Here is a 24,731-nt window from a genome sequence, read left to right on the forward strand (position 1 = left end):
ATCTCGTGCCGAGAGAGTTGAGAAATGCTGTCATCAGTTTTGTGAGCTATGTCGATAAGGCGGCGAACCAAACGGAATTCTTTTTTACAAAATCAGCCGGAGGCCTTCCGTCATTTGAAAAAAAGGTGCAGGTGTTTACAAAAAACGAATCGGATGAGCAGAAGCTTGTTTACGGCATCGTTTACGAGCCGGATGTCCCGGATGCACATGGCGATTATATGACGGCTGAAGAGATTGAAAAGGCCGCTCACGGTTTTTTGGCGGACGCCCGCAACATCGATACAAATCATAACTTTGAAGGCGGGACCGGCGAGGTGGTGGAGTCGTACGTCGCCCCGGATGACTTTGAAATCGGGAATGCTGTGATCCGGAAAGGATCTTGGGTGCTTGTCACCAAAGCTTCCGATGAAGTATGGGATCAGATTAAAGCCGGTATCATTACGGGCTACAGCATGGCGGGAACCGCTGACGTTTACGAAGAGCCGGCAGAAAAGCAAGCCGGCTTATTCGGCGCGGTCAAGCAATTTCTCGACCGTGACCGCAAATCAAGAAACCGCAAGGGAGAGGACTTGAACAAGATGAGAAAAGAAGACGTAAGAGAATCGATTGAACACGCGCTGCACCCGCTTTTAAAGCGGCTTGACAGTTTGGACCAGAACACGGAAGACAAAGACGGGGCGGCTGCGCCGTCTGATGAAGAAAAGCTGAAAACGCTTGTTGAGGACATGCTGGCGCCGATTATTAAACGCATTGAAGCGCTTGAAAAAGTAAGAGGCGCATCAAAGCAGCCGGAAGAAGAGACGGGCGGGCAAGAGCCTGTTAAAAAATCCATTTGGAGCGGACTGCTTTAAGCCCAGTCAGAAGGAGGAACTGTAGAGTGAGAAATCAAGATATCATCAGAAAGGCGGAAATGTCACTTTCCGCTTTAAAAAGCGGCGGTTTAATGAACCCCGCACAAGCTTCAGCATTTATCCGCATGGTGCAGAACACGCCGACCATTTTCAGCGAATCACGTGTGATTCAAATGGAAAATGACTCGCAGAAATTTGAAAAAATCGGTTTCGGCCAGCGTATTCTGCGTGCCGCTGAGGAAGGAAAAGCCTTAACTGACGATCAGCTGACCGTCCCGGCAACAAGTACGGTGCAGCTGAATACGAAAGAAGTCATTGCGGAAATTAATATCACCTATGACACGCTTGAAAACAATATTGAAAAAGACGGCCTGCAGCAGACGATCATGCAGATTTTGGCGGAGCGGGCGGCAGTCGATATTGAGGAGCTTGTCGTAAACGGCGATACATCTTCTTCTGATCCGTACTTGGCACAGCTTGACGGAATCCGTAAGCAGACTGTATCTCACGTCATTGACGGAAACGGGGAAGAGCTGTCGAGAGCCACATTTAAAAAAGGCTTAAAAGCCATTCCGGCAAAATATTTGCGCCTGCCTCAGGAATTCAGATTTTACACATCTCAAGGCATGGAGATTGAATGGAAAGACCGTGTGGCTGACCGTCAGACCAATCTGGGAGATCTTGCGGTGCAGGGCGGTTTGTCTTCAGCATTCGGCGTTCCGGTCAAAGGAGTGTCCAATCTGCAGCCGTACTCAGTCGGAGAAGGTGATTCCCAGTACGATGCGTCTGACATCATTCTGACTCACCCGAAAAATATCATTCTCGGTTTTTCACGGAATATCCGAATCGAAGTAGATAAAGATATTCGCAGCCGCAAATTTATTATCGTACTGACGGCTAAACTTGACAGCAAATTTGAAGAAGAAGATGCAAGCGCCAAAATCGTAAACGTTAAAGAATAAGACGGGGGTGGCAGTTATGTTAATTCAGCCGTCTGACGTTGTTTCATATTCAGTTTATGATCAAGTCAAAAACAGGCCGGAGCCGCTTCTTATACAGGACATTCTGGAGGCGGAGGCGGAAGCGGCCAGAATGGCGGGGCATTCGTTCACTGACCCTGTTTACTCACCGCTTCCCGAAAAGATTAAGCTTGCGTTATTAAAGCTTTCTCAATATTTTGCGCTGATCAACCAGAATGAAGCAGCCGCTTCCGCCTATCAATCTGAAAAGATAGGCGACTACTCGTATACGGTGGCAGGTGAAGGCGGAATCAGAAAACCGGCGGTGCACCATCTGCTCTGTGAATATATCGCGCCGGGTTATTCCCCGGTTTCTGCACACGCAAAGGTGAGACCTTTATGAGCTACGAACGGCTGCTCACTGACAGATGCGATATTTATCATGAGACGGTGTCAGTTCCGAAGGCCGGACGCTTCGGGATTCCCGCCGAAAAGCTCCAGCCTGTCTTTTCTTATCCGGAAGTGCCCGATGCTGAAGACGTGCCGTGTCTGTTTGTTGAAAAACAGCAGCAGCTTATTCAGCTTGAGCCTGATCATAAGGTATATCAGCGGTTTCTCGTTCATTTTCCGAAAGAGGCCGTTGTGCGTGTCAATGACAAAATCATTTGGGAAGGCCAGGCGTATATTCTGGAAATGCCGAAGAAAGCAAGACAGCACCATTGGGAGGTTATCGCTGTGAGAGATGACAGACTATGAACATAAAAAACCTTGAACAATGGAATCGGTCGCTGCAAAAGGCATCATCCGGAGAATTTGCCCGTCAGGCAGGCGAATGGCTGGAACAGTCAGGAGAGGATTTTCTCGACTTGGTACGGGAGGAGCTTATTCATTCGGGAGGGATTGATACAGAAAACCTGCTGTCTTCTTTCCGAAAAGGAGCGCAGGATCATGTATGGATCATTGAAAACGGGGGACTGACCCTTGAAATCGGCACCAATGTAGAGTATGCCTCATTCATAAATGACGGACATTGGACCGTCTCAGATGAAAATGTCAGATGGGTGCCCGGGTATTTTCAAGGCTCCCGGTTCATCTATGATCCGTCAGCTTCAACGGGAATGGCGCTCAAAAAACAGTGGATCAGCGGAAATGGGTTTTGGGACAAAGCCCTTCTTTTGTATGAAACACTCTTCGCCGAATCGCTGGACAAGCGTTTCAATCAGTGGCTTAACACGTTGGGGGGAGATATCGGATGAATCGCGAAACCGGTTCAATCGCCGCTTTTTTGTATCAGCAATGCGGCGTGCCCGTATATGAAAATGAACTGCCTGAACAATTTCAGGTGCCGTCACTTTACATCCCGCCCCCGTACGCTTTTGACGAGAATGACACAGTCTCCACCTTTAAGAAGACATACAGTCTGAATGTGAAGCTGTTCCATGCCGACTCGGTGCAGGCGCTCTATGCAGCCGACCGGATCGCCGATGCGGTGAGAGAATCAAGACAGCTGATTCCGCTGCTTACGGAATCAGGGGAGGATACCGGTGATTTCGTCCGCATCAGCCGTATCGAAACAAGAGTCGGAGACAAAGGCGAGGCAGTGATCACCATCCGCTGGACGAGCCGCTACTACTATCAGAAACAAACATCTCCCGCACTGCGGGATGTGGACATTAACAGCGGGGTGAAACAAAAGTGAAACAATATAAAAAGAAAAACGCCGCAACTGCGGAACGAGCGGTTCTTTATGACACGGCGGATTTAACAAAGCACGCGAAGGAGCTTTTCGGCGTAAAACCCGAGATTCTCCAGGGGGCTTTATTCGGCGTGAAGCAAAAACAAATGACAAAAGCGCAAGCCAAGTCTTACATTGAAGCATTTTTAACCAAGGAGGTCATGCAATAATGAACGGCGGAACATTTACGCAAGGAAAAGAAAAAGAACGTGCCGGAATCTATTTTAACTTTAAAACAACCGCCCAGGAGCGGGTATCGATCGGTGAACGCGGGATTGTCGCCCTTCCCGTCGCATCCGGCTGGGGGGAAGCGAAAACATTCGTTTCCATTTCAAGCGTTGAAGATTTGAATAAAAAAGTGGGGCTCAGTATTGAAGATCCGTCACTGATTCTGCTTCGTGAGGCGAAAAAGAAAGCAAAAACCGTTTTGATGTACCGTCTGACAGAGGGAATCAGAGCGAGCGCAGATCTTTCGCAAGGTGTTAAAGCAACCGCTTTGTACGGGGGTTCAAAAGGAAATGACATCATCATCCGCATCAGTGAAAATGTCCTTGATCAGACCGCTTTCGATGTGACCACTTACATGGATGAAGCGGAAGTTGACAAACAAACGGTGAAAAAAGCCGAAGAATTAAAAGCAAACGGCTATGTCACATTTACGGGAACGGGCGAACTGTCGGCTTCCATCCCGCTGACAGGCACTGAGGAAGAATCCGGGGAAACGTTAAACCCGCAGGCAGGCATCCGTCTCGCGGGAGGAACTGATAAAGCACCGGTCAACTCAGACTATACGGATTTTTTAGCTGCGGCTGAAACGGAGAATTTCGATGTCATCGCTCTTCCTGTCGCGGAAAATGATCAGCTGAAAGCGACATTTGCCGCATTCATTAAACGCCTTCGCGATGGGCAGGGACAGAAAGTGCAAGGGGTGACCGCCCATTACAGCGGGGATTATGAAGGCATTATCAATGTGACTGAAGGTGTGCTGCTTGAAGACGGAACCGAAATTAAAGCTGAAGATGCGACCGCGTGGGTGGCAGGTGCAAGTGCCGCCGCTGCATTTAACCAATCCTTAACTTTCGTTGAATACGAAGGCGCGGTCGATGTGCTGCATCGCCTGACTCATGATGAAGTGATCGAACGCCTTTCCAAAGGTGAATTCCTTTTCTCTTATGACGCCCGTGATAAGTCAGTCAGCGTTGAAAAAGATATCAACTCATTGGTGACATTTACGGCAGAGAAAAACAAAAAGTTCGCGAAAAATAAAATCGTCCGTGTGCTTGATGCGGTGAATAACGATTTGACACGTGAACTGAAAGCTTTAATTAAATCGAAAAAAGGCACCGGAAGCGATCTTCCAGCGACAAACGACGGCCTTCAATTCGTCAAAACGATGATTATTCAATATTTAACAACGCTTCAGGATGCGGGCGGCATCGCTAACTTTGATTCAGACAAAGACATTACAATCGGCCTTAATGAAGACCGCGACGGCTTTTTAATTGATCTCGCCGTGCAGCCTGTGGATGCAGCAGAAAAATTCTACTTTAATGTGGAGGTAAACTAAGATGGCATTAAAAGCGCAAAATACAATTTCAGGAAAAGAAGGCCGTTTATTTCTCGATGGAGAAGAGATGGCGCATATTAAAACGTTTGAAGCAAACGTAGAAAAAAATAAATCAGAAGTAAATATCATGGGACGCCGCATGACGGGGCATAAAACGACTGGCGCCAACGGAACGGGCACAGCGACGTTCTATAAAGTCACATCCAAATTCGCCGTGCTTATGATGGATTACGTGAAAAAAGGCAGCGACCCGTATTTTACGCTGCAAGCCGTTCTTGACGACAAATCATCAGGCCGCGGAACAGAACGCGTCACCCTGTATGACGTCAACTTTGATTCTGCAAAAATCGCCGGACTGGACGTAGACTCAGAGGCGCTTGAAGAAGAAGTGCCGTTTACCTTTGAAGATTTCGATGTGCCGGAAAAGCTTTCTGAAACGTTTTAATCAAAATCAGTATGAATGAAACAGGCCTTGTACAGGCCTGTTTTTTATAAAAAAAAGAGTAAGGGAGTTTTCATCATGAGCGAAAAAAACGAACAAGTATATGATCTGTCATTCTTTATGCCGGGTAAAACAGTCGAGGCTGAGGAGATCCGCGTTCCGCTTTCAAAGCGTTTTGTCGATAAAAAAGGAAACATCGTGCCTTTTATTTTTAAAGCCATTACGACGGAACGCATTGATGAACTGGAAAAGGAAAGCACGACTTATAAAAATGTAAAAGGCAGAGGCCGCGTAAAAGACTTAGACAGCCAGCGCTTTTATGCGCGGATCGCAGTTGAATCTACGATTTACCCTGATTTCCGGTCTAAGGAGCTCCGTGATGCCTACAAAACGGCAGATCCGGTCGAAGTCGCGAAACGCGTTCTTTCAGTCGGCGGCGAATATGCAAACTGGCTGAATAAAGCGATTGAGATCAATGGTTTTGAAGATGAATTAGAAGACCTGGAGCAAGAAGCAAAAAACTGATAAAAGATGGGAATAAGGAAGCCGTGTATCTTTATTACGCGATGCATGAGCTTCATTATTCTCCATCAGAACTGAAAGAGTTATATGAAGCACCGAGGCATTTTAAGGCGCTGCTGTACGGTTTAATCGGTTACAAGCTGGACATTCTTGAAAAACAAGCGAAGAAAGGGGGAGCGACATCATGGCAAAGCTGACCGCCCGTTTTGAATTGGAAGATCGGGTTTCAAAGAAAATAAGGAAAATCCAAAATGGCTTCAGAGCGCTTGAGAAATACAGGAAAATGACAAAACGCCAAAGTGAAATTGATATACGCAAAGAGAGTAAATCTGTTTTAAGAACAATTGACCGCATTCAGCGCTCTATGAAAAGAAAGCTGGGCGCACAAACGATCTCTATTTCAGCTGAAGACGGAGCCAGTGCCGTCATTCAAAAGGTGCAAGCCCAATTAGCGGGTCTGCCTGCGTCTTTAACCGTTAAAATAGGAGCAAAAGACAGCGCGACAGCGGCATTTGAGAGATTGCGGAATCTGGCTGCGGGTTTCAAAGGATTTACCGTTTCACTGTATGCGTCAGACGAAGTGACCCCTGCCATGGAACGCATCAAACGCTACATGCAATCTGCGTTAAAAAACGGGTATTCCGTCACTATACGCGTTATAGATCATGTCATGAAAACAGTCGGCCGAATTTCAGCGGGCATTGATTCGCTGACGGGAAAAAACAATGTCATTCAATTATCGTTAAACGAAACGGTGACAGCACAGCTGGCTGCAATGCAAAAGAATATGCCGGAATTCGGAAAAGCTTCTGCATCTGCTGCTCCTGCTTCGCCGAAAACCGATTTTTCAATGCTTGATTCCGTTGCAGACACCTTCATGAAAAAAGTCAATGACATCGCATCCAAGTTCTATCCGGAAACGATTATCGCGGAACTGGACAAATTCGCCGCAAACTTTATGAAAAAGGCAGACGAAATCGCAAGCAAATTCAGTCCGGAAACGATTTTAACAGAGCTGGACAAGTTCACGACGTCATTCATGGGAAAAGTGGACGAAATCGCAAGCAAATTCAGCCCGGCAACGATATTAGCAGAACTGGACAAGTTCACGACGTCATTCATGGGAAAAGTGGACGAAATCGCGAGCAAATTCAGTCCGGAAACGATTTTAACAGAGCTGGACAAGTTCACGACGTCATTCATGGGAAAAGTGGATGAAGTCGCAAGTAAATTCAGCCCGGAAACGATTTTAGCGGAGCTGGATAAGTTCACGACATCATTCATGGGAAAAGCGGACGAAATCGCAAGCAAATTCAGCCCGGAGACGATTTTAAGCGAACTGGACAAGTTCACGACGTCATTCATGGGAAAAGTAGATGAAATCGCAAGCAAATTCAGCCCGGAGACGATTTTAAGCGAACTGGACAAGTTTACGACGTCATTCATGGGAAAAGTGGACGAGATCGCAAGCAAATTCAGCCCGGAAACGATTTTAGCGGAGCTGGACAAGTTCACGACCTCATTCATGGGGAAAGTAGATGAGATCGCGAGCAAATTCAGCCCGGCAACGATATTAGCCGAACTGGACAAGTTCACGACCTCATTCATGGGGAAAGTAGATGAGATCGCGAGCAAATTCAGTCCGGCAACGATATTAGCAGAGCTGGATAAATTCGCTGATTCGTTTATGAAAAAGGTAGACGGGGTCGTGAGTAAATTCAGTCCGGAAGCCATATTGAAAGAACTGGATAAATTCACTGATTCATTTATGAAAAAGGTTGATGACGTTGTCAGCAAATTCAGTCCGGAGACCATATTGAAAGAGCTGGATCATTTTACTGATTCGTTTATGAAGAAAGTCGACGACGTTGTCGGTAAATTCAGTCCTGATAAGCTAATTGACCGCGCCGAACAATTTGTAAATGACACGATTGACCGAATTTCTGAGAAATTCGATTTTCTCAATCCGGATAAGATTCTGGAAAAAGTGGAGCAGTTTACATCATCACTGTTCGGAGGCATTGATAAAAAGTTCGGCAAGTTCAGCCCTGATGCGATCATCGAAAAAGCCGAGGCATTTGTTGATAAAATTGTCAGCAAGATTGCCAAGAAATTTGAGAAATTCAGCCCGGACAAAATCATCGAAAAAGCCGGGGAATTAATAGAAAAAATATTTTCAGGAATCGCTGAAAAATTAGGCAAACTCAATATCGGCGGATTATTAGGAGGCGGCACGAAAAAAGAAAAGAGTAAGGGGGGCCTTTCTGCCGGCGGCACCAACAGCCCGAAGCGTCCTGATCTGACAAAGGGTCCGCAGCGCACGGGACCATCACCGAAATCTTCAGGAAGGTCAGCCAAAAAAACCGGCGGGGCTTTTGGGGGGTGCTGCTGCTGTACCGGAGTGACAATGGGCAAAAGCAGTAAAGTCGAAGGGCGAAATAAATCTTCGAAAAAAGGCTCCTCTGTAAAGGAAAGTAAACAGGCATCCGTAAACACGCCGAAAACAAAAGGGGCAGGTAAAGGCATCGGCGGGCTTTTGAAAGGCTTAGGAGATTCAAAGGCGCTGAAAGGCGGTATGAAAGGGTTAAAAGGTGCCGCTAAAGGAATTCCCGGCATAGGTGAATTGTTGTCACTTACTGATTTAGCCGGCATCAATAAAGATAATGCAGGAGAGAAGGTCGGCTCAGCAGGCGGCGGTCTTGCAGGAGCCGCGGCCGGAGCGGCAATCGGCAGCGTTGTTCCTGGAGTGGGCACATTAATCGGCGGCGCGGTAGGCGGCATCGCCGGCAGTTTAGGCGGTTCCAGTTTGGGAGAGGCCTTTGATTCAGGGGCTTTGAAAGACACATGGAATGATATTTCCAAAGCGGCGCAAAGTGCTTGGACAACAATACAAGATACTTGGGGAAGCGTTTCATCCTGGTTCATGGAAAATGTTTGGACGCCGGTTTCATCAGCTGTCGTCGGAGTGGCGACAAGCATTTGGTCAAATATCGTGAATGCGTGGACAACGATTCAAGGGATTTTCAGCACGGTGTCATCCTGGTTCATGGAGAATGTATGGACGCCGGTTTCAACGGCTGTCGTCGGAGTGGCAACAAGCATCTGGTCAAATATCGTGAATGCGTGGACGACGATTCAAGGTGTCTTCAGCACAGTATCCGGCTGGTTTATGAGCACTGTCTGGGAGCCCGTAAAATCGGCTGTCGTCGGAGTAGCGACGTCCATTTGGAGTAAAATCACAGGAGCTTGGGATAAAATTAAATCTGTCTTCAGTACGGTATCCGGCTGGTTCATGGATATCGTCTGGAACCCGGTGAAAAACATGGTGGAAAAAGTCGGAAAAGGAATATCAGACGCTTTCACGACTGCTTTAGATACGGTAAAGGATATATGGAAAGGGTTAAGCGGCTGGTTTGAGAAACATATAAAAGAACCTCTTGTAAAAGTGGGAACAGCCATATCAGATGCTTTTTCTGCAGCATTCGACTGGGTGAAAAAGATTTGGGATAAAACCGGCGGCAAATTGATTTCAGGCGTAATGGACTTCGTCACAGGCGGCGGAGATAAAAAGAAAAAACCGGACAAAAACGCCACGGGCGGCTACATTACAAAGCCGACCATTTCCTGGATCGGTGAAGCCGGTAAAGAATTTGTCATCCCCGTCGACAACAATCGCGGCCGCGGGAAGATGCTGCTTTCACAAGCTGCGTCTAAGCTCGGCATGCGTGTTGTCGATGATATGGGCGCGGCTTCGGCTCAGTCTTCCGCTGTGCCGGCGGGAGCGGGCGGTGTTTCTTCTTCGGCGTCTGTATCGGCCGCTGCGTCTGTGGATGCTTCCGGATTTGCGGGGACGGCTTCATCACTCGGCAAACAGTTTACTGAAGGCTTTGACAGCGGAATCAGCAATAAAGCGGTGGATATGGACGGCTGGAAAGAGAAAAACATCGGTACGCCGTTTAACGCCCTTATTTCGTCTTCGCCCGATTACGGAAAGCAAGTCGCTGCGGGCTATGCCAAAGGTCAGAATACGTCACAGACGGGCACTGATTCGTTTTTAAAAACAAAGGTGAAAACACCTTATCAATCGGCGGTTAATCAATCGTCATCATGGGGCGCCGCCACAGTGAAAGGTTATTCGGCCGGACAGAATGCAAAAGATACGGGAACGTCGCAATACGTAAGCACACATATCAATAAACCGTTTGTGCAATCAAGAGATTCCGCGAACGGCTGGGGGTCAGGCCTGATCGGACACTTCGTATCAGGAATGACTGCAAAAGGAAGCGAAGTCAAACAGGCGGCCAAAGATATGGCCAAAAAAGTCGAGGACGCATTCAGGGAAGAGCTTGATATACACTCTCCTTCCCGTGTCATGATGAGTCTCGGACGCTTTGCTTCAGTCGGCGTCGTCAAAGGTCTCAGCTCAGTTGACGTGAAAAAATACGCCGAAAAACAGGCAGGCTCGCTTGCAGCAGCCTTTTCCGGCATGGGTGCAGCGGGAGGAAGCGTCAAAGAATGGCTTTTGGCCGCAATGAAAGCAACCAATACGCCGATCAGCTGGCTTCCGGGATTAATGACGATCGCACAGCATGAGTCAGGCGGCAACCCTAATTCCATTAATCTATGGGACAGCAACGCCAAAGCCGGACACCCGTCACAGGGGCTTATGCAGACGATCCCGAGCACCTTTGAAGATCACAAAGCGCCGGGCATGAATGATATCAGAAATCCAATCCACAACGCCGCTGCCGCTATCGGCTATATTAAAAGCCGATACGGCTCGATCAGCAATGTCCCCGGGATTAAAAGTATGGCTCATGGCGGCCCTTACGTCGGTTATGCCAATGGGGGTCTGATTACCAAGGAGCAGATCGCCCGTGTCGGCGAAGGGAACAAACGGGAGTGGATCATCCCTGAAGAGCGGGGCATCCGCGGCCGTTATCTGCTGCAAAAAGCGGCTCAGGCGCTCGGAATGGAAGTGTCCGATCCGTCCCAGACGGAACCGGCGGCGCTTTCAGCCGGCACGGTATCCGCAGCCGTTAAAGGCGGCGGACAAACCGTTCAAAAAACGGGAACAAAAGAAATTAAAATCGAATTCAGCGGCGATCAGCATTTCCATAACGGACAGGACGCCGACAGCCTCGCCGCCAAAATCAAACAGGCGCTGATTGATGAACTGCAAAAAGACATTTATACCGGAGCAAAGGGGGCCGTTGCTTTTGACTAAATCTGTTTACGAATTTTGGCTGTCTCAGGGGAAGGACAAGCTCCGGCTTCCCGTTCTCCCTGAAGCGATTGATATCGCAAACAGCGTGCAGAATGATTCCGTGAAAGTCACCGGACTTGGAGAGGTGACGTTTATCGAAGAACCGGGAGCGAAAGAAATTTCGTTCTCTTCTTTTTTTCCGAAACGGTACAGCCCGATTGCCGAATATCAAAGCATTCCTTCGCCGGAAAAAGCCATTTCAGCCATTGAAACATGGATGAAAGCGAAAAAACCCGTTCAGTTTTTGATTACAGGGACAAAAATCAATGTCACATGCAGTATTGAAAGCTTTAATTACAGCGAAGGTGACAATGAAATCGGCGACCGGAATTTTGATATCGTACTGAAAGAATATAAAACCGCTTCGCCAAGAAAAATCAAACAAAAGAAAAAAACGAAAGCGAAGCGCCCGTCCAAAGCTTCACCCAAAACATATACCGTCAAAAAAGGGGATACGCTTTGGGACATCGCCGGCAGGTTTTACGGAAAACACACAGAGTGGCGGAAAATCTGGAACGCGAATAAAACCGCCATGATTAAGCGCAGCAAACGGAATATCCGGCAGCCGGGGCATTGGATCTTCCCGGGGCAGAAGCTGAAGATACCGCAATGAAACGGGTGAAAAGATGATTGAACTATTTGTCATAAAAGAAACGGAGTGGCTCGAGCTTGTCACAGAAAGCGTAACGCTGGAAGGACACAGATATCAGGCGCCCCGCTCCATCGAAGCGACGATTGTCGTAAAGCAGGGCAGCCAGACGTATTACGGCGTATCAGAAGGGGATACGGTTTTGTTCAAATGGAACGGAAAAGAGCTGTTCCGCGGCATTGTTTTTGCAAGAACGCCCGATGAGCATACCGTCGCCTTCACCGCATACGATATGCTCCAATACCTTGTGAAAAACCAGGACGTTTACGTGTTTTCCAACAAGCGCGCTGATCAAATATTAAAAAGGATCGCCAGCGATTTTCAAATTCCCGTCACATCCATTGCCAACACAGGCCATACCATTAAATCACTCGTTTTTAAAAATGATACAAGCCTTTACGATATGATGATAAAAGCGTTAAAGCAGACAAAAAGCCAGACGGGGCGCAATTATCAGCTCTATTCAGAAAAAGGCAGTCTCGGCTTGCGTGAATGGCCGGAGCCGTCTGACATATGGGTGCTGGAAACAGGAGTTAATATTACAGGGTATCAATACAGCACCTCAATTGATGACACCGCAACCCGTGTCGTCATGCGGCTGCAAAAAGACAATAAAACGATAAAGGCTTCCGCCTCAGACAGCGCCGGCATGAAAACATTCGGCGTTTTGCAGTATACCGAAACGGTTTCTGACGACATTAACGAAGCCCAGCTGAAACAGCGCGCAAAAGTGAAGCAGGCTGAGAAAAAAGGCATTAAAAAAGAGCTGAAAAATATACAGGCGATCGGTATTCCTGGGTTGGAAAGCGGATTGCCCGTCTATATTTCAATTCCGGAAATCGGGCTGAAGAAAACCTATTATGTAGATACGGACCGCCATGAATTCCAAGGAACAAAACATACCATGACGATTGATGTCACGGAGAAAAATTCACTTCCGGAGGGGACATCCTGATGAGATTAAGTGATGCCATTAAACATTTAGCCGTCGGAGCGGTTGACGCCGAAGCGCCGGTGGAGCTGATGCCGGCCGAAGTGACCTCCGTTTCGCCGCTCGAGCTGAAACTGAAAGATCACGACAAACTTTTGATTCCGTCTGATGCACTCATTGTGCCGAAGCGGCTGAGATCCGGGGGAGAGGATCAGCTCCAGGCGGGAGATCGGGTGATGACCGCCGCTTTAACAGGAGGACAGTCTTTCTTTGTACTGGACAAAATTTAACCGGCATCCGGACGGAGATATACGGGAATATCAGCCTATTAAAGCCGCTTCATCTGCCGAAGAGGGCTTTTTTACATGAACAAATCTAAAAGGAGCGGGTGCAATGGCCCTGACACCGGAAATCGAATTTGAAGATTTGGAGGATGCGAGTGAGGCCGTTGAGACTTCACAAACCTACCGAATTGATTTTGAAAACAACCGGATTACCAATGAACTGATAAACGGACTGGACGCAATCAGACAATTCGTCTATATCGCTCTTCACACAGAACGGTATTCATATTCGGTTTTCAGCCATGATATCGGAAACGAACTTCAGGAAGTGCTTTCAGATCAGAACACGACGGATGCTTATAAAAAAATGGAGATTCCAAGACTGATAGAAGAAGCCTTGCTGTATGATGACCGGATTTTGGCCGTTACCAATTTTGAGATTGAGAAAAAAGATGATGCCTTCGTCGTCTCTTTTACCGTTGAAACTGATGAGGGCATGCTTGAGATAGAGGAGGTGCTGGGTGAGGATGTTTGAAGCTCAGACGTTTGACGACATTATGGACAGAATGCTGGCGCGCGTTACGGCGGACATTGATACGAGAGAAGGCAGCGTCATTTACAATGCGCTCGCGCCTGCGGCCGCTGAGCTCGCAAAGTCTTATATTTGGCTGGATACCGTGCTGGAGCTCGTGTTTTCCGATACGGCTCAGGGAGAATTTCTGGACAGGCGTGCTGCTGAAGCGGGAATTGAACGAACACCTGCCACAAAAGCGGTCAGAGCCGGAGAATTCACAGCGGGCATCACCATTCCGCCAGGCTCCCGTTTCTTCGTTGATAACCTGTATTTTCAATATACGGGGGATGGAACGCTTGAATGTGAAACAGCCGGTGAAGCGGGCAATGCCGGCATTTCGGGGCAGAACCTGCTGCCGCTTGATACGATACCCGGGCTTGAGAAAGCAGTCATGCGCGATATATTAATTCCCGGCCGTGAGGAAGAAGATGACAACAGCTTAAGGGCGCGCTATTTTACCCGTGTCCGCCGGGAGGCAGTCAGCGCAAATAAACAGCATTATAAACAATGGGCCGAAGAGGTTGACGGCGTCGGCAGGGCAAAAATCTTCCCGCTTTGGAACGGAGACGGAACGGTGAAAGTTGTCATCACAAATGCGAATTTGGAACCGGCATCAGATATTCTGATCAAAAAAGTAAAGGATTATATTGATCCGGACGAAGGGCAGGGAGAAGGACAGGCGCCGATCGGAGCGGCAGTAACGGTGGAAAGCGCCGTATGGAAAGAAATCGAAATCTCCGCTTCCGTGCTGCCTGAGCTGAACAGCTCGATCGATGACGTAAAAGCGGAGATTGAAAAAGGCGTCCTGAATTTATTTAAGAAAATGGCCTTCGAAGAAAACACCGTCCGTTTATCACAAATTAACAACATCGTTTATAACGCGGCATCCGTCAGTGACTACGCAGATATCAAAATGAACGGTGCGGCGGAAAATCTCGTGCTCAGTGATGTGGAAATTCCTAAACTCAAAGGGGTGACAATCCTTGAGCAGACTCGATGAGATGACGGCGTACCTCCCGCCGTTTTTAACCCGATTAAAAGAGATGGCACAACTGCTTGAGGCGGAAGCTCCTGAGTTTGAGCGGCAGAATAACGATATTTTCGATTTGACCGATCAGCTCTTTATCACGACGGCGACATGGGGGCTTGACCGCTGGGAAAAAATATTAAAAATACCGCGGGAATCAGGTGACACGGAGGATATGAGACGGCTCAGGCTGATTTCGAAGATGTCGAATATTCCGCCCATCACCCATCAAGCGATCGAGCAGGCGCTAAACCGTTTTTTAAAACATCCGTCAGCTTATGTTCGGATGTTCCCGGGGCAGTATCGTTTTTATACCGATATCGGGCTTGATGACCTGCAGCACATGAACGAGCTGATTGAAACGCTTGAAAAAATCAAACCCGCTCATTTGGCGTATACACTGAGAGCCGCATTAAACGAAACACTGGAAATCAAAGACCGGGTCATTCTCAACAATCGGAGATACCGAAAAGTCAGTGAACTGAAGGTCGGTTATTCCGTCACACTCAACAATAACGAGGTGGTCTTACCATGATATCAGCCGCTTACAGACAGCGTGCCGCAGCCGATCTGAAAAACAGGATCACGAAAGTGCTGTTAAACGGCAAAGAAACTCCGATTGCGGACATTTCCGTAAAAGATGCCGCAGTCACCGTTCTCACACGCAGGGAAGAAGACGTCAAACACATTGAAACCGTGCAGATGCTTGACGAAACAGGAAGCGTCATTACAGAACGAAAAACAAATTTAGATCTCAGCAATAACAGAACGCTTGATTTAAGATTTACCTTTGAGGTGGTGTAACGATGGCTTACGAAGAAAAAACAGACTGGCTTCCGGACGATCCGATTAATGAAGATGACGTCAACCGCTGGGAAAAAGGCATAAAAGACGCCCACACGGATCTGGCGGCCCATAAAAACGACATGAACAACCCGCACAAAACGACAAAGGCGCAAATCGGCCTCGGAAACGTGGACAACGTCCAGCAGGCAGCAAAGAAAGATTTTGACCGGCACAATCAAGATCTGGACCGGCATGTGACGAAAGAAGAGCGCCAGAAGTGGAATAACGGGCAATTGTCTAAAATCACAAAAGATAATGGCTCCGCTTTTATTGATATCTCTGACGGACAGGATTTTCATCAGACCGCTGCCAGCCAGAATAAGACCTTTACTTTCTCAGCAGCTGCAACTGGAATAAATACCCTGCCTAAACCGTCAGAGGGTATATACCTTTATTCTTCAAAGAATAACGGAGAGGCGGCCGCTTTCTCAAATGACGGGGGATTTTGGAGAAAAACGCTGAAAAACGGCATCTGGACGGAATGGATGCCATTTGAAACAGCTGCCGGAGCACAAGCAAAAGTAAATGAGCATGCCGACAAAACAGATCTTCATGTAACCAAATCTGACAAAGACAAATGGAATGCAGGGCAGTTATTCAATCTGACTGACAATGACGGGAATGCTAAAACGGTAACGGAAACAAACTTAGACAATATAAAAACGTCCGGCATCTACTATATATCAGTTCAGCATACGGAAAATAAACCTGCGGAATACGGACAATTAATTGTCATGCAAAGAACCCGCGGAGCATCACCGACTTTTGTCCAAATGTTTATAGACACAGTGACCGCCGGAAATCCCATCTACGTCCGAAGTTTCAGCACTAAAGGCGTATGGTCGGAATGGAGCCAACAAGAAACAGATTCAGGCTCTCAAGCAAAAGTAGACGCTCACGCCAATAAAAAAGATATTCATGTCACACAGGCGGATAAAGATATGTGGAACGGCGCACAGCTTTCGAAAATAACAAACGATAACGGCGGCTATCTTCTGACAATTGGTGATGATGATAACTTTCTTGAAAAAATCGTTAAAAACGGCAGGGCGTTCGGCACCTTTTATTCAACCGGCAAAGCGGCAAACAGTCCGAGCAACGCTTCAACCCGCGGCATGTTTCATTTTACCTCTCTTGACAGTGAGGGGAAAGGAACGTTTGGGTATGTCATTGCCGTCGATTATAAAAATAATATGTTCACGAACTATTTGGATTTGAACTTGGGCTGGCAGGGCTGGCGTCGCCTCGTTACCGAACTTGATACTGAGAATGTACCTTGGATAAATGTTCCTTATAAAAATGGGGCTAAATCAGGAGACAGGCCGCTTCAATACCGCAAAGTGGGAAACACCCTTCACCTGAACGGACACGTTCTTACGGACAGAGAAGTGGTGTTCGGGAGTGTGCCGTCCTCTTGTGCGCCGGCCAAAGGCGTTGTGACTATGGTTGCAGCCAGCGGCACCACCGGTTACAGCAAATTTATTATCTATTCTAATGGAGATATGAAGCTGACGGGAATTATGGCCAATATAGAAAATAACGTGAACGGCTATTATATTGACCTTGTTTTGGCACTCACGTAAAGGAGCGAGAATATGAAATTAATATTTCCGTATGACAATGACAACATTTATACAGGCACTCCGGTTGAGCTTTATCCGGATTCTGAGACAGGAGATTATATGATGCCGCCTAACGCTGCGGACTTTCCGCCGGAAATAAACGGCGAAGGCATGTGGCGCCCATTTTTTGATGAAGAGAAACAAGAATGGGTGGAAACCGCTGACGAAGCATATAAAGAGAGCTTAAAAAAAGATACGGCTACCGATTCAAACCAGCTTGCAGGCCTCGGCGGACAGATGGCGAATGAGAAATTGGCCAGAAAAGCAGCCGAACAAGCGCAGCAGTCACTCGGCAGGCAATTAGCGTCTTTAAAACTGGAACTCTTACACGTAAAAGGAGAATGAAAAAATGAAAAAGCTTAACTTTTGGGTTTACGCCTTGTTTTATGAGTGGGCCTCAACAGAAATGGTAAAACAGGCTATGGGCTATGATGACTGCTCTGCCGAAGATCTGGCTGAAGGTGTGGCCGCGAAGTATATCACACCTGAGGAATTTCAAGAAATAACGGGTGAAACATACGAAAACTATAAAAATGCTGTGTCATAAGCCAAACGGCTTTTTTTATTTGTCATTTTTAATAAATGAGAAAAGGAGGACGGCCGATGAAAAAGCATCCATTTGAATTTCCCGCCGATCAACTTGGCAGGCCCGGCGCTGTAAAAGCTTATCGCGGTAACAAAAACGATTATGTCACACCGGTTGCTGATTTGTCCGGAATGGCAGAGCTTCTTACCAATACGCCGCTAGAAGCGATTGAAGTCTACAGCCAATTCGGACAAGACCGTTTAGGAGCCGTCTTAATAAACAGAGCACAGGGGTGGGCTTATTCGGACTGCAGCGGAACTCTTTTTATCGAAGAGAGCGAGGATAACAATTCGTGGACAGCTTCACATTCTGTCGCAGTAAAAGGCGGAGTGCTGACCGCTTCGGGGTGGGTCAGCCTGACAAAAAGATATTACCGGTTCCGTTTTGAAAATGGAAATCAAAAACAGTCCGAATTTGTTTTATACCAATCTGTCGGTTCGGGCGGTGATATGGCGTTTTCATATACAGACGTGATTTTTCATGAAAATGCAGCAGAGGCGGGCGTGGGAAGCATCTTCTCAGCGGGCGCTTGGAAAAAACTTCTCGTCGAAATCACCGGCACGGCTGAGTCGGGCCATGTCGCGTTTTGGGGGAGATCCATCTCGGGAAAAAATGTGCCGATCAGAGGAATCAGGTCTGATGACGGGACATCAGCCGCCGGTACGTCAGGCACAGAAGAAGTGTGGTCATTTGATATTGCCGGCTTTAAGGAAATCCTCATGGAAATCAAAAGCATTTCCGGCGGGAGCCTTTCTGTCAAAGGCACGGCATTTTCTTAAGAATGAAGCTTCCGAAGGGAGGTGAGAACAATGTAAGAGGGGGGAGCGGAAGTGCTTCTGGATGAACAAGCGGTGCAAAAAGAATTCGCAGGCATCAAAGGTGAACAAAAGGTGCTTGAACAGCGGGTAGCCGCATTAGAGCGGGTATCAGACCGGCAGGATCAGCAAATCATGACGCTGAATGAAAAACTGAACAAAATTGACGAAAACACAACATGGATTAAGCGGACCATTACAGGAGCGATCGTGACAGCAATCTGCACGGGCGTCATTGGCGGAGCCATCGCCATCATGTACAATCTGCTGCAAAAGTAAGGGGGAAATTGATATGAAATTTGCGGACAAAGGCACGGTCGTCAGGACGGTGCTTCTTTTGCTTGCTTTATTGAACCAAACTTTGCTGATGTTCGGCAAATCGCCGCTGAATATTCAGGAGGACCAGGTCAGCCAGCTTGCAGATACGCTGTATGCCGCCGGGTCGGCCGTTTTTACAATCATAACGACTGCCGCCGCCTGGTTTAGGAACAATTATGTTACAGCAAAAGGGAAAAAACAGCAGGCTTTATTAAAAATAAACAATTTATCGAAATAGGAGAGATGAGAATATGGTAAAAATCACACAGGATTTTATCCCGGCAGGAAACAATAACCGCCCAGGCTATGCAATGACACCGATTTACATTACGGTGCACAATACAGCCAATACGGCAGCCGGAGCTAACGCCAAAAGTCACGCAAGCTATGTGAAAAATCCCGATACACCGACAAGCTGGCATTTCACAGTTGATGATACGGAAATTTATCAGCATCTTCCGCTGAACGAAAACGGCTGGCATGCCGGTGACGGAAACGGGGACGGCAACCGTAAATCCATCGGTATTGAAATTTGTGAAAACGCAGACGGCAACTTTTCACAGGCCGTGGCAAACGCCCAATGGCTCATCCGCACATTAATGACGTCGCACGGCATCCCGCTTGCGAATGTCGTTGCGCACAAGCATTGGTCAGGAAAGCTTTGTCCGAGAAGACTGCTGGATACATGGGATGAGTTTAAAGCGGGAATCGGTTCTGAGGAAAGACAGACGTATACCGTCCAAAAAGGAGATACGCTGTCGGCGATCGCGCGGAAATTCGGCGTCAGCGTGGCCGATCTGCAGAAATGGAATAACATCGCTGACCCGAACCTGATTAAAGTCGGACAAGTGCTGATCGTCAGCCCGCCGGTTGAAGCACTGTATTCTCTTCCGGACGAGGTGATTCAGCTGACAGAGCCGTACACGTCCGGTGAAAAGGTATACCAGGTGCAAAACGCGCTCGCCGCGCTTTATTTCTATCCTGAAAAAGGAGCTGTCAATAACGGCATTGACGGTATCTACGGTCCGAAAACGGCAGATGCCGTGGCCCGCTTCCAATCTGTAAACGGACTGACGTCTGACGGCGTCTACGGTCCCGCTGTAAAAGCGAAAATTCTGATGCAGCTTTAACAAAAAAGGCTGAGTCCCGTTCACATTGCGGGATTCAGCCTTTTTTCTTTTTTAACCGGTTCAATAGCCCGAGATTCCTCGCCCGCATCCTCAGCGAATAAGCGGAAAGCCCGAAGCGTCCGTAATCCACAAACTTTACACGCCTGACAATTTTCTTCACATCATCACCTGTCGCATCTCTTTGTTGGTTTTATTATATGAAAGATAAGGAAAAAAGGAATAAGGACAAGAGCCGTGTCTCCTGTCCTTAGTGTAATCAAGCTTTTTTTTGTTTATACTTGTCAATCAGCCGCTCGTTTTCTTTGAAAATTCTGGCGGTATGAGGGCTGACCTGGTAACTGGCGATACTTGTCATTGAACGTTTTTTAAACATTTTGAACGGTTTCGCTCTTTGTTCCGGCTGCCCGTTTTGAAATGCCTGCTCCATTTAACCGTCACCTTCCTCTTCTATTGGCAGCATTAAATCATAAATGCTCGTTAGCGATGTGAAAAGCAAATAATCGAATTCCGTCAACAGGTTTTCCGACGTGAGTTTGATCACGTAATGGCGGTCCTGGACTGTAAACGGAATAAGCACAAGCCTGCCTTTTTGATCATAGTAGACGTCTTTACGGTTAAGACGGGACTGAACGTCCGCCGCATCAGGCATATGCTCCGTCAAGCGGTCCTTATCTGATTGTGCGGAATAGTCGCACAAGGAAGCCGTGACATTCATTTTTTCTCCATAAGCGGCCAGCAGTCTGCTGATGCCTTCCGCATAAGCTTCTGTACTTCCATAATATACATGGATCGGTTCATTTTTCAACAGATATTGATAGGTTTTCAGTTTTTCAAGATAGGAGTGAAGCATTTCGTTATTTTCTTCTAAAATTTCCCGCGTATCCGTCTCTAATTCATTGCCGGCGAGCTTTTTGATATACGCGCTCAAAAAGATAAACGCATCAATAAGGGCAAAGCAGACGGCAACAATCAAATATTGTCTCCATGCGGCAAAGAGCGATTCGGGATCATATGTCCAATAGACCATGGCGCCTACTACAAATAGTAAATACCACGTTTTACGGATGGCAAACATTTTTTCTTTTACTTTTGCCTCATACCGCCAGGATGCGTACACGTATAAAATGAGTGCGGCCGCCATCGTCCACACCATGATCTGAAAAAACAAAAGCATGAGCATCCCTCACAATTCGAAAAATGGTCTGCTATGTTCATTCTATGTCTTGACATCATTTTCCTGTCACAAAAAAAACCGCTTCTGTAAAGAAGCGGATGTCATCAGAAAAAGAGATCTAAGATGAAAAAGGCGATGGCGCCGAGTGTACCTGCAATCGGCAGGGTGATGACCCATGTAATAAGCATCCGTTTAGCCGTTCCCCAGTTTACGCCTTTTACGCGGTGGGAAGCGCCCACACCGAGAATGGAAGACGAAATGACGTGCGTCGTGCTGACAGGGAGATGAATAAACGTGGCCCCGAAAATAATGGCTGCGCCGGTTAAGTCGGCAGATACGCCGTTTACCGGACGGATTTTCATAATTTTTCCGCCGACGGTTTTAATGATTTTCCAGCCGCCGATGGATGTGCCGAGACCCATTGCCAGGGCGCAAGAGAGCTGCACCCAAAAAGGAATGGCATCACTTTTATGTAAATTGGCCGTCATAAGCGCCATGGTAATGATACCCATCGCTTTTTGCGCGTCGTTTGTTCCGTGTGTATAGGATTGAATGGCAGCCGTCAAAATCTGCACTCTGCGGAAGCGTTTATTTGTTTTCGCCAGATTGCTGTCTTTAAAAATCAGCTTCACGATCGAATATACGATAAAGCCGAGAACAAAGGCGATAATCGGCGATAAAATAAGTGCTTCGATAATCTTAATGAACCCTTTATAATTAAGCGTCGCAAAACCTGACGCTGCAATGGCCGCTCCGGCGATCGCTCCGATAATCGCATGTGAAGAGCTGCTCGGAATGCCGAAATACCATGTGATCAAGTTCCAGGCGATTGCGGCGAGTAGAGCCGCCAGAATGACGACTGACCCGTTGTCTAATGTATAAGGATTCACAATGTCCTTCGTAATGGTTTTCGCCACACCGGTAAATGTCATCGCTCCGAGAAAGTTCATGATGGCGGCCATGACGATTGCGTGCCGCGGCTTCAGCGCTTTTGTCGAAACTGAGGTGGCGATTGCGTTTGCGGTATCGTGAAATCCGTTAATGAAGTCAAATACCAAAGCGCATATGACAATTAATATCGTTAAAAGTAATAGAGTATCCATTATAACCCCTCGTTACGCGTTTTTCATAATAATGGTTTCAAGGTTATTGGCAACGCTTTGGCAAGAGTCGGCAATTTCCTCAAGCGTTTCGTAAATCTCACGGTACTGAATCACTTTAATCGGATCGGTTTCTGTGCCGAACAGATTTTTTAATGATTTACGGTGCAGGTTATCACAGCTGTGCTCGTATTCCTTAATTTTAATGGCGTGAGGGTGAATGTCCTTCAATCGGTTTTCTGCAAGCAGCTCAATCGTGATTAAAATTTCCTTCGCGCACTCTCTGATGTATCCGCTGAACTTATCGATATGCTCATCTGAAGAAGTGATCGAGAAAATCTCCATCATTGCTGAAAAATGTTCGATTCCGTCAAGCACGTCATCGAGGCTGTTTGTCAGCTCAAGGATGTCTTCACGTTCAATGGGAGTGATAAAAGCTTTGTTCAGCTCTTTAATCATGACATGAACATGATTATCTCCTTTTGTTTCAAACTCTTTTAACGTATCGGCAAATTCCTTTAAAGTCGTCTGGTTCGTCACTTTAAAGTTGACAAAGTATTCTGCGGTTTCGTCTATGTTTTTTGCGATTTCTGTTAAAAGGAGTGAGAACTTATCTTTTTTTCTTTTTATCATTAAAAACCCTCCATTGTTTGAATGAGACAATGCACACATCAAATTATTATATAGCCTTTTGTCGAAAAAAAACAGATAAAGTCGAAAAAAACGCCTCTTGATTTTTTCGTAAAAACGTGTCTCATCCTGTTTTTCTTATGTTACCCACTTCGCCAAAAAAACGTAACATACTTCGAATTCAGACATCTTGCTTAAAAAGTATAACAAAAGATGTGAATTTGCTGTCAACTTTTGCACGTGATTTTGCCAGAAAAAAAACGGCTCCCGTAAAAGGAACCGTTTTTGTCAGTTTTTTCTGCCGTTTTTCAGCCAAAAATAAAGCGGCAGCCCGGCGAGGCCGATCAAGAGGGACAGCGCGCAGCTCAGTGTATCTGTAATGATCGTGCTGATCAGCACAAACAGTGAACCCGCGATGGCCAAAACAGGAATGATCGGATACAAAGGCACGCTGTAGGCGCGCGGTTTTCCGCCGCTTTTTTTTCTGAGAATAAACACGGCGAAAAAAGCCATGACGTAAAAAATATAAATCATGAAAATAGAGATTTCAGACAGCTTATCGGGATTGCTGGCGATCATGAAAATAATGGCCAGCGCGATCTGAAATGACACGGCAATCCACGGGGTGCGGAACGTCGGATGCACCCGCGAAATCTGTCCGGCAAACGGCAGCTGTTTCCGTTCCGCCATCGCAAACGAGACACGCGGAAAAGCGAGAATCTTTCCGTTTAAACAGCCGAAGATGCTGACGATGATTCCGACGCTGATCAATTTTCCCCCGATGTCGCCAAACAGCATTCCGGCAGCGGTGCCGGTCGCATTTTCACCGAGTTTGACGATGTCGGTCGCAGGAAGAATGTGCAGCAGCGCAAAGTTAATGAAAAGATAAATGGCGGTGACGACCAAGAGTCCGCCGGTCATCGCTCTCGGGAGCAGCTTTTCCGGATTTTTCATTTCGCCGCCGAGTGCCGCAAGCAGAATCCATCCGTCATAAGCAAACAAGGTGGCCAGTATGGCAGCGCCGAAATTCATTTCCGACATGCTGCTTGTGACGGCTGTGAAAATATGCTGATCGCCTTTCCAAAGGCCGAACACGATCATGCAGATAATCGGAATCAATTTGCCGACAGTCGTAATTCCCTGTACGATGCCGCCATATTTCGTTCCGATAATGTTAATGATGCTTAAAAACAAAACGGCTGAAATCCCGATTAATTTAGACCAGCCGGAATCCCAGCTGAACAGATGGGCCATCAAGGAGCCGAAATACAAGCCGATTGCTCCGATAATGGCGGGGCCGTAAATGATAATTTGAACCCATCCGCACAAAAAGCCCCAAAATTCGCCGTACACTTCTTCGAGATATGTATAAAGTCCGCCCGTTTTCGGAATCTGAGTGCCGATTTCCGCAACGGTCAAGCCGCCGGCAAGCGTCAAAATGCCTCCTAACAGCCACGCGATAAGCGCGGTTTTCGCATCACCGGAGTAGGCAAGCACGGCGCCTGGTTTCATAAATACGCCGGAACCGATGATGGTGCCGATAACAAGTGAGAGGGCGATGGTAAGGCCGATCTCTTTTTTAAGTCCGTTCTCTTCAATCTGCATATCCTTTCCCTCCAGATGTAAAATCGTCATGCTGAAAAAACTATTTTTCATATTGTAAACCCTAATTGCTGAAACACGAATAAAATAAATTTTCTGAT

The 24,731-nt window shown here is 47.1% G+C and carries 32 protein-coding genes; 26 read left to right on the top strand and 6 right to left on the bottom strand.

What is annotated here, in order from left to right; all coding sequences use genetic code 11:
- Window positions 1–5: 5 nt before the first annotated feature.
- The 26 genes from G9F48_RS01925 (at window position 6) to G9F48_RS02050 (ending at window position 20,124) form a co-directional block, all read left to right on the top strand.
- A complete protein-coding gene (locus tag G9F48_RS01925; protein WP_015417286.1) occupies window positions 6–851 on the top strand; it encodes an XkdF-like putative serine protease domain-containing protein in 846 nt (281 codons plus the stop codon).
- Window positions 852–877: 26 nt separating this feature from the next.
- Complete coding sequence (locus G9F48_RS01930) at window positions 878–1,813, top strand: phage major capsid protein (protein ID WP_007407274.1); 936 nt, start codon at window positions 878–880, stop codon at window positions 1,811–1,813.
- Between the two features lie 16 nt (window positions 1,814–1,829).
- Entirely contained in the window at window positions 1,830–2,213 is a 384-nt protein-coding gene (gene yqbG, locus G9F48_RS01935) for a protein YqbG (RefSeq protein ID WP_003154846.1), read from the top strand.
- Window positions 2,210–2,566, top strand: a complete 357-nt coding sequence (locus tag G9F48_RS01940; protein ID WP_007610806.1) for a DUF3599 family protein — start codon at window positions 2,210–2,212, stop codon at window positions 2,564–2,566. The genes yqbG and G9F48_RS01940 overlap by 4 nt, the downstream gene beginning before the upstream one ends.
- The gene (locus tag G9F48_RS01945; protein ID WP_156735156.1) at window positions 2,563–3,066 is read left to right on the top strand and encodes an HK97 gp10 family phage protein; all 504 of its coding nucleotides are present in this window, start codon (window positions 2,563–2,565) and stop codon (window positions 3,064–3,066) included. Before G9F48_RS01940 ends, G9F48_RS01945 begins: the two co-directional genes overlap by 4 nt.
- Entirely contained in the window at window positions 3,063–3,509 is a 447-nt protein-coding gene (locus tag G9F48_RS01950) for a hypothetical protein (RefSeq protein ID WP_039251775.1), read from the top strand. The genes G9F48_RS01945 and G9F48_RS01950 overlap by 4 nt, the downstream gene beginning before the upstream one ends.
- Window positions 3,506–3,715 (top strand): hypothetical protein, encoded by a 210-nt coding sequence (locus tag G9F48_RS01955; RefSeq protein ID WP_003154839.1) that lies wholly within the window; start codon window positions 3,506–3,508, stop codon window positions 3,713–3,715. Before G9F48_RS01950 ends, G9F48_RS01955 begins: the two co-directional genes overlap by 4 nt.
- Entirely contained in the window at window positions 3,715–5,112 is a 1,398-nt protein-coding gene (locus tag G9F48_RS01960) for a phage tail sheath family protein (RefSeq protein ID WP_165408940.1), read from the top strand. Before G9F48_RS01955 ends, G9F48_RS01960 begins: the two co-directional genes overlap by 1 nt.
- Before the next feature lies 1 nt (window position 5,113).
- Window positions 5,114–5,557 (top strand): phage tail tube protein, encoded by a 444-nt coding sequence (locus G9F48_RS01965; protein ID WP_003154837.1) that lies wholly within the window; start codon window positions 5,114–5,116, stop codon window positions 5,555–5,557.
- A gap of 75 nt (window positions 5,558–5,632) precedes the next feature.
- On the top strand, window positions 5,633–6,079 hold the full coding sequence (locus G9F48_RS01970; RefSeq protein ID WP_003154836.1) for a phage tail assembly chaperone: 447 nt from the start codon (window positions 5,633–5,635) through the stop codon (window positions 6,077–6,079).
- Between the two features lie 41 nt (window positions 6,080–6,120).
- Entirely contained in the window at window positions 6,121–6,273 is a 153-nt protein-coding gene (locus G9F48_RS01975; RefSeq protein WP_015239684.1) for a hypothetical protein, read from the top strand.
- Window positions 6,261–11,303: a transglycosylase SLT domain-containing protein gene (locus G9F48_RS01980; RefSeq protein WP_165408941.1), complete on the top strand. Its 5,043-nt coding sequence runs from the start codon at window positions 6,261–6,263 to the stop codon at window positions 11,301–11,303. Before G9F48_RS01975 ends, G9F48_RS01980 begins: the two co-directional genes overlap by 13 nt.
- Window positions 11,296–11,955: a LysM peptidoglycan-binding domain-containing protein gene (locus G9F48_RS01985; protein ID WP_146283603.1), complete on the top strand. Its 660-nt coding sequence runs from the start codon at window positions 11,296–11,298 to the stop codon at window positions 11,953–11,955. The genes G9F48_RS01980 and G9F48_RS01985 overlap by 8 nt, the downstream gene beginning before the upstream one ends.
- A gap of 13 nt (window positions 11,956–11,968) precedes the next feature.
- Window positions 11,969–12,946 (top strand): XkdQ/YqbQ family protein, encoded by a 978-nt coding sequence (locus tag G9F48_RS01990; RefSeq protein WP_165408942.1) that lies wholly within the window; start codon window positions 11,969–11,971, stop codon window positions 12,944–12,946.
- Window positions 12,946–13,212, top strand: coding sequence for a DUF2577 family protein (locus G9F48_RS01995; protein WP_003154827.1), 267 nt, complete (start codon window positions 12,946–12,948; stop codon window positions 13,210–13,212). Before G9F48_RS01990 ends, G9F48_RS01995 begins: the two co-directional genes overlap by 1 nt.
- A gap of 103 nt (window positions 13,213–13,315) precedes the next feature.
- Window positions 13,316–13,741 carry a DUF2634 domain-containing protein gene (locus tag G9F48_RS02000; RefSeq protein WP_165408943.1) on the top strand — a complete coding sequence of 142 codons (426 nt, stop codon included), beginning with the start codon at window positions 13,316–13,318 and terminating at the stop codon, window positions 13,739–13,741.
- The gene (locus G9F48_RS02005) at window positions 13,734–14,780 is read left to right on the top strand and encodes a baseplate J/gp47 family protein (protein WP_165409127.1); all 1,047 of its coding nucleotides are present in this window, start codon (window positions 13,734–13,736) and stop codon (window positions 14,778–14,780) included. The genes G9F48_RS02000 and G9F48_RS02005 overlap by 8 nt, the downstream gene beginning before the upstream one ends.
- Window positions 14,764–15,342 carry a YmfQ family protein gene (locus G9F48_RS02010; protein ID WP_165408944.1) on the top strand — a complete coding sequence of 193 codons (579 nt, stop codon included), beginning with the start codon at window positions 14,764–14,766 and terminating at the stop codon, window positions 15,340–15,342. Before G9F48_RS02005 ends, G9F48_RS02010 begins: the two co-directional genes overlap by 17 nt.
- Window positions 15,339–15,611, top strand: a complete 273-nt coding sequence (locus G9F48_RS02015; RefSeq protein ID WP_003154822.1) for a hypothetical protein — start codon at window positions 15,339–15,341, stop codon at window positions 15,609–15,611. Before G9F48_RS02010 ends, G9F48_RS02015 begins: the two co-directional genes overlap by 4 nt.
- Window positions 15,612–15,613: 2 nt before the next feature.
- Window positions 15,614–17,236 (top strand): pyocin knob domain-containing protein, encoded by a 1,623-nt coding sequence (locus tag G9F48_RS02020; RefSeq protein WP_165408945.1) that lies wholly within the window; start codon window positions 15,614–15,616, stop codon window positions 17,234–17,236.
- 12 nt (window positions 17,237–17,248) lie between these two features.
- On the top strand, window positions 17,249–17,620 hold the full coding sequence (locus G9F48_RS02025) for an XkdW family protein (protein ID WP_165408946.1): 372 nt from the start codon (window positions 17,249–17,251) through the stop codon (window positions 17,618–17,620).
- A gap of 4 nt (window positions 17,621–17,624) precedes the next feature.
- The gene (locus G9F48_RS02030) at window positions 17,625–17,822 is read left to right on the top strand and encodes an XkdX family protein (protein WP_003154819.1); all 198 of its coding nucleotides are present in this window, start codon (window positions 17,625–17,627) and stop codon (window positions 17,820–17,822) included.
- A 56-nt stretch (window positions 17,823–17,878) separates the two neighbouring features.
- Entirely contained in the window at window positions 17,879–18,640 is a 762-nt protein-coding gene (locus tag G9F48_RS02035) for a phage portal protein (RefSeq protein WP_109566883.1), read from the top strand.
- 51 nt (window positions 18,641–18,691) lie between these two features.
- On the top strand, window positions 18,692–18,955 hold the full coding sequence (locus G9F48_RS02040; protein ID WP_003154815.1) for a hemolysin XhlA family protein: 264 nt from the start codon (window positions 18,692–18,694) through the stop codon (window positions 18,953–18,955).
- Window positions 18,956–18,968: 13 nt separating this feature from the next.
- Window positions 18,969–19,232 (top strand): phage holin, encoded by a 264-nt coding sequence (locus tag G9F48_RS02045; RefSeq protein ID WP_156735148.1) that lies wholly within the window; start codon window positions 18,969–18,971, stop codon window positions 19,230–19,232.
- Window positions 19,233–19,245: 13 nt separating this feature from the next.
- On the top strand, window positions 19,246–20,124 hold the full coding sequence (locus G9F48_RS02050) for an N-acetylmuramoyl-L-alanine amidase (RefSeq protein ID WP_156735147.1): 879 nt from the start codon (window positions 19,246–19,248) through the stop codon (window positions 20,122–20,124).
- A gap of 34 nt (window positions 20,125–20,158) precedes the next feature.
- Here G9F48_RS02050 and G9F48_RS19665 read toward each other — a convergent pair whose 3' ends face one another.
- The 6 genes from G9F48_RS19665 to G9F48_RS02075 all read right to left on the bottom strand — a co-directional run bounded on the left by G9F48_RS19665 (window position 20,159) and on the right by G9F48_RS02075 (window position 24,633).
- Entirely contained in the window at window positions 20,159–20,284 is a 126-nt protein-coding gene (locus G9F48_RS19665) for a hypothetical protein (protein ID WP_003154809.1), read from the bottom strand.
- Between the two features lie 96 nt (window positions 20,285–20,380).
- Entirely contained in the window at window positions 20,381–20,551 is a 171-nt protein-coding gene (locus tag G9F48_RS02055; protein WP_003154807.1) for a type II toxin-antitoxin system SpoIISB family antitoxin, read from the bottom strand.
- Window positions 20,552–21,298: a type II toxin-antitoxin system SpoIISA family toxin gene (locus tag G9F48_RS02060; RefSeq protein WP_003154806.1), complete on the bottom strand. Its 747-nt coding sequence runs from the start codon at window positions 21,296–21,298 to the stop codon at window positions 20,552–20,554. It abuts the gene before it with no gap.
- Window positions 21,299–21,402: 104 nt separating this feature from the next.
- The gene (locus tag G9F48_RS02065) at window positions 21,403–22,401 is read right to left on the bottom strand and encodes an inorganic phosphate transporter (protein ID WP_003154805.1); all 999 of its coding nucleotides are present in this window, start codon (window positions 22,399–22,401) and stop codon (window positions 21,403–21,405) included.
- A gap of 12 nt (window positions 22,402–22,413) precedes the next feature.
- Entirely contained in the window at window positions 22,414–23,031 is a 618-nt protein-coding gene (locus tag G9F48_RS02070; RefSeq protein WP_003154804.1) for a DUF47 domain-containing protein, read from the bottom strand.
- 285 nt (window positions 23,032–23,316) lie between these two features.
- The gene (locus tag G9F48_RS02075; protein WP_165408947.1) at window positions 23,317–24,633 is read right to left on the bottom strand and encodes an APC family permease; all 1,317 of its coding nucleotides are present in this window, start codon (window positions 24,631–24,633) and stop codon (window positions 23,317–23,319) included.
- Window positions 24,634–24,731 lie beyond the last annotated feature (98 nt).

Source organism: Bacillus sp. EKM420B (assembly GCF_011065565.1).
Classification (GTDB): Bacteria; Bacillota; Bacilli; order Bacillales; family Bacillaceae; genus Bacillus; species Bacillus velezensis.

Bases quoted from the DNA above. Each gene is read 5' to 3' on its own strand.
- G9F48_RS02035 (WP_109566883.1), top strand. From the start codon at position 17,879: ATGAAAAAGCATCCATTTGAATTTCCCGCCGATCAACTTGGCAGGCCC.
- G9F48_RS01950 (WP_039251775.1), top strand. From the start codon at position 3,063: ATGAATCGCGAAACCGGTTCAATCGCCGCTTTTTTGTATCAGCAATGC.
- G9F48_RS02070 (WP_003154804.1), bottom strand. From the start codon at position 23,031: ATGATAAAAAGAAAAAAAGATAAGTTCTCACTCCTTTTAACAGAAATC.
- G9F48_RS01975 (WP_015239684.1), top strand. From the start codon at position 6,121: ATGCATGAGCTTCATTATTCTCCATCAGAACTGAAAGAGTTATATGAA.
- G9F48_RS02030 (WP_003154819.1), top strand. From the start codon at position 17,625: ATGAAAAAGCTTAACTTTTGGGTTTACGCCTTGTTTTATGAGTGGGCC.
- yqbG (WP_003154846.1), top strand. From the start codon at position 1,830: ATGTTAATTCAGCCGTCTGACGTTGTTTCATATTCAGTTTATGATCAA.
- G9F48_RS01980 (WP_165408941.1), top strand. From the start codon at position 6,261: ATGGCAAAGCTGACCGCCCGTTTTGAATTGGAAGATCGGGTTTCAAAG.
- G9F48_RS02060 (WP_003154806.1), bottom strand. From the start codon at position 21,298: ATGCTTTTGTTTTTTCAGATCATGGTGTGGACGATGGCGGCCGCACTC.
- G9F48_RS01970 (WP_003154836.1), top strand. From the start codon at position 5,633: ATGAGCGAAAAAAACGAACAAGTATATGATCTGTCATTCTTTATGCCG.
- G9F48_RS02045 (WP_156735148.1), top strand. From the start codon at position 18,969: ATGAAATTTGCGGACAAAGGCACGGTCGTCAGGACGGTGCTTCTTTTG.
- G9F48_RS02065 (WP_003154805.1), bottom strand. From the start codon at position 22,401: ATGGATACTCTATTACTTTTAACGATATTAATTGTCATATGCGCTTTG.
- G9F48_RS02005 (WP_165409127.1), top strand. From the start codon at position 13,734: ATGTTTGAAGCTCAGACGTTTGACGACATTATGGACAGAATGCTGGCG.
- G9F48_RS01990 (WP_165408942.1), top strand. From the start codon at position 11,969: ATGATTGAACTATTTGTCATAAAAGAAACGGAGTGGCTCGAGCTTGTC.
- G9F48_RS02055 (WP_003154807.1), bottom strand. From the start codon at position 20,551: ATGGAGCAGGCATTTCAAAACGGGCAGCCGGAACAAAGAGCGAAACCG.
- G9F48_RS01945 (WP_156735156.1), top strand. From the start codon at position 2,563: ATGAACATAAAAAACCTTGAACAATGGAATCGGTCGCTGCAAAAGGCA.
- G9F48_RS02015 (WP_003154822.1), top strand. From the start codon at position 15,339: ATGATATCAGCCGCTTACAGACAGCGTGCCGCAGCCGATCTGAAAAAC.
- G9F48_RS02075 (WP_165408947.1), bottom strand. From the start codon at position 24,633: ATGCAGATTGAAGAGAACGGACTTAAAAAAGAGATCGGCCTTACCATC.
- G9F48_RS02050 (WP_156735147.1), top strand. From the start codon at position 19,246: ATGGTAAAAATCACACAGGATTTTATCCCGGCAGGAAACAATAACCGC.
- G9F48_RS02020 (WP_165408945.1), top strand. From the start codon at position 15,614: ATGGCTTACGAAGAAAAAACAGACTGGCTTCCGGACGATCCGATTAAT.
- G9F48_RS01940 (WP_007610806.1), top strand. From the start codon at position 2,210: ATGAGCTACGAACGGCTGCTCACTGACAGATGCGATATTTATCATGAG.
- G9F48_RS02000 (WP_165408943.1), top strand. From the start codon at position 13,316: ATGGCCCTGACACCGGAAATCGAATTTGAAGATTTGGAGGATGCGAGT.
- G9F48_RS01965 (WP_003154837.1), top strand. From the start codon at position 5,114: ATGGCATTAAAAGCGCAAAATACAATTTCAGGAAAAGAAGGCCGTTTA.
- G9F48_RS02025 (WP_165408946.1), top strand. From the start codon at position 17,249: ATGAAATTAATATTTCCGTATGACAATGACAACATTTATACAGGCACT.
- G9F48_RS01995 (WP_003154827.1), top strand. From the start codon at position 12,946: ATGAGATTAAGTGATGCCATTAAACATTTAGCCGTCGGAGCGGTTGAC.
- G9F48_RS01960 (WP_165408940.1), top strand. From the start codon at position 3,715: ATGAACGGCGGAACATTTACGCAAGGAAAAGAAAAAGAACGTGCCGGA.